General features: G+C 66.8%; 12 protein-coding genes. 3 read left to right on the forward strand and 9 right to left on the reverse strand.

Going from position 1 to position 11,083, the window contains the following annotated elements:
- Nucleotides 1-57 precede the first annotated feature (57 nt).
- From AB0J09_RS40865 to AB0J09_RS40895, 7 genes are all read right to left on the reverse strand, one after another.
- The gene (locus AB0J09_RS40865) at nt 58-696 is read right to left on the reverse strand and encodes an NAD(P)-binding protein (protein ID WP_360703350.1); all 639 of its coding nucleotides are present in this window, start codon (nt 694-696) and stop codon (nt 58-60) included.
- A gap of 22 nt (nt 697-718) precedes the next feature.
- Nucleotides 719-1,111 carry a gluconate 2-dehydrogenase subunit 3 family protein gene (locus tag AB0J09_RS40870; RefSeq protein WP_360703353.1) on the reverse strand — a complete coding sequence of 131 codons (393 nt, stop codon included), beginning with the start codon at nt 1,109-1,111 and terminating at the stop codon, nt 719-721.
- Nucleotides 1,108-1,254 carry a hypothetical protein gene (locus AB0J09_RS40875; protein WP_360703356.1) on the reverse strand — a complete coding sequence of 49 codons (147 nt, stop codon included), beginning with the start codon at nt 1,252-1,254 and terminating at the stop codon, nt 1,108-1,110. The genes AB0J09_RS40870 and AB0J09_RS40875 overlap by 4 nt, the downstream gene beginning before the upstream one ends.
- Nucleotides 1,255-1,496: 242 nt before the next feature.
- Complete coding sequence (locus tag AB0J09_RS40880; protein ID WP_360703359.1) at nt 1,497-2,021, reverse strand: S26 family signal peptidase; 525 nt, start codon at nt 2,019-2,021, stop codon at nt 1,497-1,499.
- A complete protein-coding gene (locus tag AB0J09_RS40885) occupies nt 2,018-3,868 on the reverse strand; it encodes an ABC transporter ATP-binding protein (protein ID WP_360703362.1) in 1,851 nt (616 codons plus the stop codon). The genes AB0J09_RS40880 and AB0J09_RS40885 overlap by 4 nt, the downstream gene beginning before the upstream one ends.
- The gene (locus AB0J09_RS40890; RefSeq protein WP_360703365.1) at nt 3,865-4,434 is read right to left on the reverse strand and encodes a TlpA disulfide reductase family protein; all 570 of its coding nucleotides are present in this window, start codon (nt 4,432-4,434) and stop codon (nt 3,865-3,867) included. Before AB0J09_RS40890 ends, AB0J09_RS40885 begins: the two co-directional genes overlap by 4 nt.
- Before the next feature lie 78 nt (nt 4,435-4,512).
- Complete coding sequence (locus tag AB0J09_RS40895) at nt 4,513-4,695, reverse strand: hypothetical protein (protein WP_360703367.1); 183 nt, start codon at nt 4,693-4,695, stop codon at nt 4,513-4,515.
- A gap of 599 nt (nt 4,696-5,294) precedes the next feature.
- On the opposite strand from AB0J09_RS40895, the gene AB0J09_RS40900 reads away from it, so the two are divergent.
- Nucleotides 5,295-6,230 carry a helix-turn-helix domain-containing protein gene (locus AB0J09_RS40900; RefSeq protein WP_360703370.1) on the forward strand — a complete coding sequence of 312 codons (936 nt, stop codon included), beginning with the start codon at nt 5,295-5,297 and terminating at the stop codon, nt 6,228-6,230.
- Nucleotides 6,231-7,477: 1,247 nt separating this feature from the next.
- Here the strand turns inward: AB0J09_RS40900 and AB0J09_RS40905 are convergent.
- Entirely contained in the window at nt 7,478-8,242 is a 765-nt protein-coding gene (locus tag AB0J09_RS40905; RefSeq protein WP_360703372.1) for an ISAs1 family transposase, read from the reverse strand.
- Between the two features lie 710 nt (nt 8,243-8,952).
- Between AB0J09_RS40905 and AB0J09_RS40910 the strand changes: the two genes are divergently transcribed.
- A complete protein-coding gene (locus AB0J09_RS40910; protein WP_360703375.1) occupies nt 8,953-9,471 on the forward strand; it encodes a DUF6624 domain-containing protein in 519 nt (172 codons plus the stop codon).
- Between the two features lie 189 nt (nt 9,472-9,660).
- On the opposite strand, the gene AB0J09_RS40915 is transcribed toward AB0J09_RS40910, so the two are convergent.
- Complete coding sequence (locus AB0J09_RS40915; RefSeq protein WP_360703378.1) at nt 9,661-10,071, reverse strand: hypothetical protein; 411 nt, start codon at nt 10,069-10,071, stop codon at nt 9,661-9,663.
- A 535-nt stretch (nt 10,072-10,606) separates the two neighbouring features.
- Here AB0J09_RS40915 and AB0J09_RS40920 point away from each other — a divergent pair.
- Complete coding sequence (locus AB0J09_RS40920; protein WP_360703381.1) at nt 10,607-10,984, forward strand: nuclear transport factor 2 family protein; 378 nt, start codon at nt 10,607-10,609, stop codon at nt 10,982-10,984.
- Nucleotides 10,985-11,083: the final 99 nt, after the last annotated feature.

Genomic DNA, 11,083 nt, shown 5'->3' on the forward strand with positions numbered 1-11,083 from the left:
ATCGCTGCATCATGCTTCACGTCGCGAGGCGTGGGCAGCGCGGCTGTCTCCCCGGAATCAGCGGGTGCAGGCGGACCGCCCGGCGTACGGCACCGAATTGATCAGCAGAGGCACCGGCAGCACGTCCCAGCCGAGGGCCGCCGCACCCCCGCGCAGCGCTCTGGCCTGCAGGCCCTCAGGAAGCGGGGGCATGGGGTACGGCCTGGCACGCGTCCAATAACGGCTACTGGCCGCGTGGTCGCCGCAGACCCCGATCTCCCACTCGGCACGCTCGTAATAGGGCTCCAGGTCCTCGTAGCCGATGGGCCAGTCGGCGAGGCTGCTCCCCGCGGGCACGCCGTACGTGCTCGCCATGGCGAAGTCGGTGGGCAGGAACCGCCACGCCTGGGCCCCGTAGAGCCGTGTACCGCCGCCGACCAGCGTGGCGTTGCCGTGGAAGCCCGGCTCGTGGGCCCGTACCAGCTGCTCGCGGCCCATCGCGTCGACGAAGACGCGCGGGCCGTCCTCGTAGTCCGGCCCGGACCGGTGCGGATAGCGGGCGATCCGGTGGTTGCGCAGGTGATCGCGGCCGATCCGGTCGTACGTGAGATCGCGGCCCCGCTCCAGCACGAGCACCTGTTTGCCCGCCTCAGCCAGGACCGCGGCGGCGACCCCGCCCCCGGCGCCCGATCCGATCACGACCGCGTCCACCCGCATCAGCCGCGCACCTCTCGCCTGATCATCCCCGCACCTCGAACCCGATCATCCGCCAGGAGACGGCGTCGAGGTTGCCGCCGTTGCCCGGGTCACCGTAGAAGCCCTCCATGACGTGCCCCACCACCGTGCTCACGAACACCGCCGCGTCGAACGGCCACGGCGTGCGGGTGGCGCCGGCCTCCAGATCCCGCAGCAGCGCTTCGCGTCGTTCGTACGCGAGCAGGGGGAAGCTCGCGCCGTACCTCTCTCGCGCCTCGGCCTCGATGGCGTCGAGCCCCGCGCCGTAGTCCGCGTGCACGCCGGTCTGCTGCTCGAGGTAGTGCAGGACGCCGGCCTCGGTGCCGCTCGGGTACTCGTCGGCGGGGACGATCGTGTCGACGACCGCGCTCAGCGTCGCGGTCTGCTCAGGGGTCACTCCCCGAAACCGAGCGCGCGGCGCGTCTGGTCCTTGGCGCCGACCGCGCCGAACAGGCCGGCGACAGGTGGCAGGACGGACCGGTCCGCGTCTTCGCGTCGCCGCAGTCGTACGTTGCCGTCGAAGGGGTTGGGATTGGGCAAGGTGAGCGTCCCTTCAGTGGACCTCGATGCGGTCCGGCACGGGCTCGGCAAGATTCACCAGTATGGCCAGATAGTACGGCCCCATGTCCAGGACGGGGCCGCCACCGGGCTAGGGAGTGGGCCTTGCTGTGCCGGATGAACGCCGGCGCGCCGATCAGCGCCTTGCGCGCGGTCTGGGAGGCGACATCGCGATGTCGGTACGGACCCTGCGCCTGGAGGTCCCTGCGGTCGACCAACCACCGTCAAGGGCTATGCCAAGGCCCTGGAGCAGCCTGATTCCCCGCCAGTGCGCGGATGACCACTGCGACCAGCGTATCCTCCGAGAGGTAGCCGTACCTGCGAGAGTCCACCGACTCCTCCGGATTGTCCCCGAGGACCACGATGCGTCCCGCGGGGACGGTCTCCTCATCGACGTGAGCGAGTGAGGGGACGCGGTCGCGCGGCACGGGATCGCCGGGCAGCGCGAGCACCCGCTTGACGACCAGGCTGGTCACCGGCCCCAAGCCGATGGCCATCACCCTTCCGTCGGCGGCCGGCACTCTGACGCCGACCGGCTGTTCCGCGGCGGGTGGTCTCAGGATGATGACGTCGTCTCTCCGCAGCTTGGAGACGTCCGCGACACGCCGGGCCAGCAGGCGCGTTCCCGGGCCGTACGTCGGCTGCATGCTGTTGCCGATCACCGCGATGACCAGCAGCCGGCGTCGCAGAGTGAGCCCGGCCCATGCGGCCGCGGCGATGACCAGGCCGCAGGCCAGTGCGATGATCATGGTTGACCTACCTGCTCGCTCTGGTAGCCGGCCGCCTGCAGGGAGAACATCCGCGCGTAGTCGCCGTCGAGAGTCAGTAGCTGGGCGTGTGTGCCCTGCTCGGCGATGATGCCGTCATCGAGCACGAAGATCAGGTCGGCGTCCCGTACGGCGCCGAGGCGGTGCGAGATCAGGATGCTGGTCTTTGCGCTGCGGATGTCCTTGAGCCTGGTGTGCAGGTCATGTTCGGTGTCGGCGTCCAGCCCGGAGCTGGGCTCGTCCAGGATCATGACATCGCAGTCCTGGCGCAGGTAGGCGCGGGCCAGGGCGATGCGCTGCCACTGCCCGCCGGACAGGACGACTCCGACGTCCGAGCCGGCCGGGCCGGGGCCGGCGACGAACATCCGGGTCAACAGGGTTTGGTAGCCGCGGGGCAGCGCGCTGATGGCGTCATGGATCCCCGCGAGCTCCGCGGCCTTACGCAGGCGGACCTCGTCGTCCAGCGCGGACAGCTCACCCACGGCGATGTTGTCGGCGGCGCTGAAGTCGTACTCCATGAAGTCCTGGAAGACGGCGCCCATCCGAGCTCGGAGCTCCTCGTGCGGGAGCTGCCGGATGTCGATGCCGTCCCAGAGGATGGCGCCTCGGGTCGGCTCGTAGAAACGGCACAACAGTTTCACCAGCGTGCTCTTGCCGGCGCCGTTGGCCCCGATGAGCGCGATCGTAGCGCCCGCAGGGATGAACAGGTCGACCCCGCGCAGCACCCAGTCGTGATCGTCGCTGTAGCCGAACCACACGTCGCGCAGCCGGATGCCGTCGCGAAGCGCGGGCACAGTGGCGGGCCGGGCAGCCGAAGCAGGGACAGGCGCAGGGGCGGCGCGCAGTACGGCCTCGTAGTGCTCGAACAGGAGCGCCTCCTGGTACGCCGCGGTGGTCGAGACGATCAGGTCGGTGAGACCGGATTGGGTACCGGCCACAGCGGCGATGAACACCGACACGTCTCCGATCGTGAGCTGACCACGACCGGCCGCCGCCACCATCCACACCAGGCCGACGCTGGAGGCGATGATCGACAGGAGGACGAGCCCGGTCTGCGTCGTCAGCTCACGCCGATCGAGTTGGCGCTTGGCCGCGTTCGCGGCCCGCCGTTCGCCGGTCATCCGGCCGCGCAGGAACGGGCCGAGCTGGAACAGGCGGATCTCCTTGGCCGCCTGCGGGCTGGTGAGCAGGTTCGCGTAGAACAGCTCCCGCCGTTGTGCCGGGCCGATGTCCATGAACATCTTGTGCCGGCGCTGTGACACGCGGAACTCGGCGACGAACCCCGGGACCGCCGCGATGACGACGATGCCGGTGACCAGTGGGCTGATCACGGCGAGAGAACCGATGAAACCGACGAGCGACACCGTTCCCCGGAAGATGCCGAAGGCCGCCTCGACGAACCTGCCGGGCGCGAACACACTCTGCTGCGCGAGCCGGAGCCGGTCCAGGAAGATCGGATCTTCCAGGCGATCGAGCCCGACGAAGCGCTCGATCGCCTTGAACAGGCCGTCCTGTGCGGTTAAGGCCGCTCGGCGGTCTATCTCCGCGACCAGGTACCTGCGGGCCAGTGGAGCGACCCCGCGTACCAGTCCCAGCACCGACAGAACCGTCACCGGCCACAGCACGTCCGCCAACCGCACTTGCCCGATTAGCCCGTCGATGACCACCTTAGTGAGCCAGGCGGCCGCCACCCCTTGCGTCCCGATCAGGATCTCGAGCAGGAAGTAGCCCCAGACGTGCGGCATGGCCGCCCGCGCGCAGAGCCCGACAAGCCGTCCACCGTGCCGAACGGCGCCGAGCGCCGGACCTGCCACAGGCCGGCCCATCATGCTCCGGCCCTCCCCAGGAGGGCCGGAGCATGCGCATGTGCCGCCTCGCCGGGATCGGCGCTCACCGCCAGCACCCGCGCGTGGTCGCCGATCACGCAGAACGCGGGAAAGGCCCCGACCTTGAACGCGCTGCCGACCAGACCATCGTGACCTTCCACCACCACGTGCGCGGCCTGTTCCAGCGGCTCCACATAAGACGCCGGATCGTCCGGTCCCGTCACCACCACGGCCAGCGCAAGCCGTCCCTGGCCGCGAAGTTCACGTGCCTGCTCGACGAAAGCGGGGATCTTCTCCCGGCATGCTCCACAGCTGGTGCTGAAGAATCCGACCACAGCTCCGGCGGTCAGCGCATCGCGCGTCAGCTCCCGGCCGTCAACCGTCCGTGCCGTGAAATCACCGACCGTCTCGCCGACCGCCAGGAAACCGTCCCGCACGTTCCCGGTATTGCGTGCCTGAGCCACCAGGGTCGCAAGATCCCTCACCCGTTTCGCGAGGGCTAACACCAGCACCAGGTTGAACGCGCACAAGATTGCGATTGTCACGACGCTCGCGGTGAGCAGCGCCACGCCATCCCCCTTCACCACTGTCTACCGTCTCTTCGGGAGCGCTCGAGGCCGCTGGAACCCAGACGGCTCAAGCGCTCGTCACGAGTGCCTGCAGGACCAGCAGTAGGTGCCGTGGACAGTGTCGTATGAGTAGGTCCCCCAGGCTGCGTGATAAGGGCAATAGCACGAGTAGACCTTGCAGCCGCCCACCGCCTCGGCCTTCTCCTGCGGCACCAGCGCACTGATCATGCGTTCACCGAGACGAGTGATGAGTTCAGTCACGAGTGTTCCCTTCGAATTCGGGGGACGCCATGAGCCCGTCCGGCTGATCTCCGCTGAACGTATAAGAGACACTCAGCCGCAGCCGGACATGACGCGTGCCATAAAAATAAGGATTTTCAGACTCGCATCGGCCGATATGCGTACCGCCACGATGAATTGGCTTCTCACGAGAATGCCGGATACGGCTCTGCCGGGTCAAACGTTTGCACGCTGACGCAATAACACAGTTCACAAGCCTGGCTGAGGAAATGGCGGGGGAGTCGCGGCTACCAGGCGGGGGCAGGCGGCAGGGGTCGGCAGCCATCTCCACGGTGGCGGACCGCCACGTCCCGCAGGCCTCTCACTCCGGGCTCGCCGAAGCGCTCCGATTCGTCCACGTGGCCCTGTTCACGGCCGCCATCGCCGCTGGTCATCCTCGACGTGACGGTCGATCGCGCCAGTGAGTTCGGCGGCCGAACGGCCCCGGCGTACCCAGGCGAAGAAGGTCAAACCATTCTGCCCGGACGGTAGTCGAAGGATGAGGAGATCTGCTCCGACGAGACGAGAGGGCTGAAGTGCTGCGAATACACTTCACCAGCCAGGACTTACGGCGGATTACTTTGGCCGAGGACACGGACCCGTTGTGGGACGTGCTGCTGAGCTTGCATGTGCTGCAGGAAGGGCGGGACCTGATTTATGGGGAGTGGTGGCGGCGGACGCGGCAGGTGAAAGTCCCTGATATACGCCTGTTGCTGTCATTGGCGCCGCCCCAAGGATATTCGCCGGATTTCCTCACCCCTGGGCGCGGGGGCGCCGCGCTGGAGGAGCAACTGGATTGGCTGTTGTCCACCCCGACGCAACGGCTCCGCGAGGAGCTGAGTTATTTCAATGACAAGCAGCCGAATTCCTCGTCCATCAGAGCGCTGCTGGACGGAGGCGCTCCGATGCTCGACCGGTTGGGCAACGCCATTACCGAGTATCACCGTGCCGGAATAGCTCCGTACAAACGCATGCTGCGACCACACCTGCAGGCCCACCGCGACCGGCGGCTGCAGGGGCTCGCCGACGGTGGCGTCGATCGCCTGCTGGGCGAGCTGCATCCTGACGTGGTGTGGGAGCCACCGGTCCTGAGCGTGCTCGACTACGTGGACCATGACGTGCACCTTGAGGGGCGCGGTCTCGTTCTCCTGCCGTCAGCGTTCTGCCGCCGCCATCCGATCACGCTGCGGGACACCGATTTGCCGCCTGTGCTGTGCTTTCCCGTACAGCCGCCCGTCGGCTGGCTGCCTCGTGTCCGGGCGGACGGCACGATGGAACACGAACCGGTCGTGGCTCTGCTCGGGCGGACCCGCGCTTACGTCCTGGAGCAGGTCGCCGGCCCCATGACCACGACGGAGCTGGCCCGGCGCCTCGGCATCTCGCTGGCCATGGCGAGCCGGCACACGACAGTGTTGCGCAATGCCGGCCTGGTTGATTCCAGACGTGATGGCAACACCATTTTCCATCACATCACCGCTCTCGGCAGGGCGTTGCTGAACGGCCGGCCGTTCACCTGAGTGTTTGCGTCTCAGCGCAACAAGTGGCTGCGTTACACCGCCCCGTTGCCCGCCGACGGAACTCCCGGAAGACCCCTCGCAGGACGAGTGACTCGCCATCCAATTCGGGGATATCGATCGGTTGCATGGGGAACTGGTGCGGCTTGGCCACCAGGTCAGCGAGGCAACCGTGCGGCGTATCTTGCGCTCGCGGCGCATCAGTCCGGCGCCCCGCGATCTCGACACCTCATGGCGGGCCTTCCTCCGCTTGCCGATTCAAGGGCCTCTGGTCTGCGATTTCTTTCACGTTGACACGATCACTCTGAAGCGGCTGTACGTATTGTTCGTGACGGATGTGCACACGCGGCGCGTGCACACCCTGGGGGTGACCTCCCACACAACTGGAGCGTGGACTGCCCAGCAGGCCCGCAATCTCCTGATCGGTTTCGGTGAGCGGGTGGCGTCGTTCGCTTTCTCATCCGCGATCGGGAGGCCAAGTTCACCGCCGTCTTCGACGAGATCTTCGCCGTAGCGGGTGTCACGGTGGTGAAGACGCCGAGGGCGAACTGCTACGCCGAGTACCCAGGGCCGAAGCGTTTTCACGTTGTAAGACCGAGGAGCTGAGGGCCGTCCGCCGGATGGCTGCGGTAGTGGTCGGTGGCGGCGGCGATGTTGGTCCAGCCGATCAGGCGGGCCAGGCCGATGGCCAGTTACGGAGGCCGGCCATGATCCGGGGCGCGGCGCCCACCTGATTGCCCTGGTCCGCGCCGGTGCGACCTTCATCGACCGGCAAGCCGGTCGAACCCGTCCCCACAGCCGCCGAGGAACTCGTGATCCACGGGTCTTGACTATTGCTCGATCCCCTGATTGGTGGCCAGGATGATTAGATGTTTCGTTGCAAGAAATGTGGGGGCCTGTTCCACGAATTTGACCGTTTTCATGAGTACGGATTTGAGTCGTACTGCAACGAGTGCGGGGATGTGGTAGAGGCCGAGGCAATGCGGAGGTCCATCGCCGCCTCGGAGCGCAGGAACAGGCCACGCCCCCCTGGCGGGGGCTGCTTCGGGTTGGTCGTGGTGGCGATCGCGCTGTTGATCCTCGCCGTGGCTGCGAGCGCACGGCAGAGTCCTCTCCGTCCTCCAACGCACTTGCGAACGTGAGCACCTGTGAGCAGAGATCGCCGTGAAACGGGTCGTGACTGCCAGGTGGGCGGGAGAACTCCGCGGTGGCAGTTTTGGGGTCGCCGGCTGGCCAAGGCCGAAGCGTTCTCATGTTGTGAAACCGAGTAGCTGGAGTCCGTCGGCGGGGTGGCTGCGGTAGTGGTCGGTGGCGGCGGCGATGTTGGTCCAGCCGATCAGGTGGGCCAGGCCGATGACCAGGTTGCGGAGGCTGGCCATGATGCGGGGTGCGGTGCCGGTCCGGACGCGGGAGGCGTCTTCGCGGTAGGTGACGTCGCGGATGTGGTGCAGGGCTTCGATGTTCCAGTGGCCGCGGATCAGGGCGGCGAGCTGGGCGTGGGTGAGGCGGCCCGGTGGGAGGCTGGTGACGGCGTAGATGGTGACGATGGTGGTCTTGCCGGTGTGGTGGTCGGTGCGGCGGCGTTTGACCTGGATCGCCTGGGCGGCGTGCGGGAAGGGCAGCCCCGGGCGGACGGTGCAGATCTTCATGCGGCGGATCTCGCGGCGGCCGTGTCCGGTCTCGTCGGTGCGGTCGTTGAGTATCGCTTCGCGCCAGGGCAGGGCCTTGAGCCGGCTCAGCAGCGTGGGCTGGTTGCCCGTGACGATGAGCAGGTAGTGGCCGTGTGCCTGGACGATCTGCTGGGCGTGGGCATGCTGGGTGTGCAGGGCATCGGCGGTGATCACCACGCTCGACAGATCCAGCCCGGACAGCAAGGGCGCGAACGTGGGGATCTCGTTGTTCTTGGCCTCGACCTGCCGCTGGGCCACGACGATCTGGGTGTCATGGCGAGTGGCGGCCAGCAGGTGGACCGTGGTGTCGGCGGTGCGGCTGCCGCGCAGGGTCTTGCTGTCCATGGCCAAGCCGGCGAGCTCGGTCCGGCCTGGGGGCCGGCCGTCTGCGCAGGGTGAGCGGGGTCTGCAGGGTAAGCAAGGTCTGCAAGGCGAACCGGGTTGGCCTAGATTCTCCGGGTACCAGCTTGTAACCGGAGAGCCAGTGGAATGTGTTGCCCTCGGTGGCTGTGTTGCAGTAGCCAACTGTCCGGAAGCGAAAGTCGCAACTGGCGGAGGTTATTGGATAGAGGGGGGCCTCGGATTGGCCTTTTTCTCCGTACCTGTCAACGCTAGAAATCCCGACCCGCTTATTCCAGGCCAATGGATAGTGGTCGGCCAAAACACTCTGCCCTATCCAATCACTATTAGGGCGCAGGCAATTTGCGTTCATGTCACCTTTTAGCTTTCTGGGCTCATGAAAGGATCCGTATCGATGTGTCATCGTCTGCCGCGACGTACCCGTTGATGGCGGTCTCTCCGCTGTTGTCGCTCCGGATCGTGCCGGGATGAGATGGCGAGTGTCCTGCCGTTCCGCCTATACGCAAGCACCCGATGAGCAACCAACAATCATCCGGGTGGGCTTTACCTCGCCAATTCGTGAGTCTACGGTCGGCAAGGACGTGGTGTTCCTGACGGATCGCGCCCAGCGAGTCGCTGGCTGGAGGAGGCGAGCGCCAGCGATCCGAACATCTCAAGAGGTGACCATGCCCGAGTTGTTTTGAGGGGAGGCGCACGTGCTCGATCCCGAGCTTCGCGACGAGCTGCTGGCCCGCATGGAGCGTGATCAGGAGGTGCGGCTGCGCGTCCCGGTGGGTGAGCCGCTGTCTGCGGACCTGCTCGAAGAGTGGGAACGCGTGGACACCGACAACACCGAGTTCCTCAAGCGGGTCATCGACGAACGAGGCTGGCCCGGCCACGATCTCGTCGGTGAGCAAGCCGCGCATGCCGCCTGGCTGCTTGCCCAGCACGCTGACCGCGATCGGGAGTTTCAGCGCCAATGCCTGCCCCTGCTGCAGGATGCCGTCGCCCAAGGGCAGGCGACACCGCAGGAGCTTGCGTATCTGGTCGATCGTGTTCGTGTGGGGGAAGGGCGCTCTCAGGTGTACGGGACGCAGTACGAGCAGACTTCCGAAGGCGGTTTCGGCCCGCACACCATCGAGGATCCCGAACGCCTTGACGAACGTCGCAGTGAGATGGGGCTAGAGCCCCACGCCGAGTACGACCAGCACATGCGCCAGTACGACAAGGGCTGAGAAAGCCCCCTGTACTGCGTGATCCGACCTGTACGCCGACATATCGAGCAGAGGCGATCCTCATCGCCGGGGCCAGGGGAACCTGTTCCGATCACGACCCTTGCTTTGCCCACGCGGTTGCCGACCAGGGCACAGGCTGCCCCACTCTTGTCGGTAAGTTGATTCCGCCGCAGTGCTGAGCTGGGACAGTTAGCGCGGTTCAGAGCCCAAGAGACGATGAGCACGAGACGTTCCGCAGCCGAAACCCAGGACGCCGGTGAAGGTGTGCCACCACACCCTGGCGATGTGTTCGGTCTGCGGCAGCGCATGGCACAGCAGCGCGAGCGGCGCCGCGATCATCAGGAATAGCAGCAGGGCCACGCGCACGATCGCGATGAAGGCCAAGATCAGGCCCATCGCCACCGCCAGCCCGATTATCCAGATCAGAACATCTGCGGACTCTGCAGCTGGCCGACCGGGTTGGCGAGCTTGTTCGGCGATCAGGTCGCCAGCCCGCTTCCGGTCGACGCCGTCGCCGAGCAACGCGGCGACCAGGCCGTTGGCCAGCTCGATGGCGTGCTCGCAGACCATGAGCGAGAAGTTGAGCGCGATCGCCGCCACGAGCAGGGGGTGCGGGCTCTTGAGCAGTGGTAGACGACTGCACGCTCCCGTACGCCATCACGATCAGGCCACCGGCCAGCACGAACAGCGTCAGCAGCGCGTTGGCCACCACTCGGACGTGCGCGGACAGCTCCTGCACCCGGGCCAGCATGGATGGCGGCGCGGACAGCAGTAGCGTGCCGACCGCCTGAAAGGCCGGCTGGATCGCCTCGGTCGCGACGAGGCCGAACCAGCCGTTCAACGCCCGGTTGATCTTGTAGCCAAAGTCCAGCCAGCCGCACTCCTCGGCTCCGGCACTGCTGCTGACTCCGGCTCTGATGCCGGGGCGGTGGGCCTGGTGCCGGGACTTGGACGGGCTGGCGGCGTCAGCATCGGCCCCGTCGGTGTGGTCAATGCCGGTGTGAGTGCGGAAGTGGCGGGCGGTGCCGGGTGTGGGTTGGCCGTTGGCTAGTGCTGTGACCGGGATGGTTCACCGTGATCGGGAGACGGCTCACGGGCCGACCGTGTTTCGCGAAGCGACTGGTATTACTGGCATATGCAGGAAGAGACCGCGCGGTACGCGATCGACACGTTCATCTCCGCGTTCAACGCCTCGGACGACAGCTATGTGACTGCGCTGCTCTCCCAGGCCCTGACCTCGGACGTGGTCTTCTGGGGGCCGTTGGGCCGCAGTGAAGGGATCGAGGCGGTCGAGCGGTTCGTGCTGGACATCCGGCGCCACCCGGCGGGGACCGGCACGATGGTGCGCTGCTCGGCGGTAGACATGCCTGACGAGTGGGCCCGGTACCAGTGGGTCTTCACCACGCCGGATGGAGGTCCCCGCCTGGCGGGAACGGACGTCGTCCATCTGCGGCGGAGCCTCATCGACCAGGTCATCGTCTTCGCGGGGGAGATCGAGCCGTCCGCCTCCTAAGTCATCCTTCTCTGGCGCCGTCCTTCTCCTGAACCGGCCCGTTCGGCGCTCCGGGGCTGCGGTTCGCGGTTGGTCAGGCTGCGGTGTTGAGGGGGCGTC

Origin of the sequence: Nonomuraea sp. NPDC049784 (genome assembly GCF_040659615.1) — a bacterium.
GTDB lineage: Bacteria > Actinomycetota > Actinomycetes > Streptosporangiales > Streptosporangiaceae > Nonomuraea.

Excerpts from the sequence above, each read along its gene's own strand:
- AB0J09_RS40885 (WP_360703362.1), bottom strand. The coding sequence starts at position 3,868 with ATGATGGGCCGGCCTGTGGCAGGTCCGGCGCTCGGCGCCGTTCGGCAC.
- AB0J09_RS40905 (WP_360703372.1), bottom strand. The coding sequence starts at position 8,242 with ATGGACAGCAAGACCCTGCGCGGCAGCCGCACCGCCGACACCACGGTC.
- AB0J09_RS40920 (WP_360703381.1), top strand. The coding sequence starts at position 10,607 with ATGCAGGAAGAGACCGCGCGGTACGCGATCGACACGTTCATCTCCGCG.
- AB0J09_RS40880 (WP_360703359.1), bottom strand. The coding sequence starts at position 2,021 with ATGATCATCGCACTGGCCTGCGGCCTGGTCATCGCCGCGGCCGCATGG.
- AB0J09_RS40865 (WP_360703350.1), bottom strand. The coding sequence starts at position 696 with ATGCGGGTGGACGCGGTCGTGATCGGATCGGGCGCCGGGGGCGGGGTC.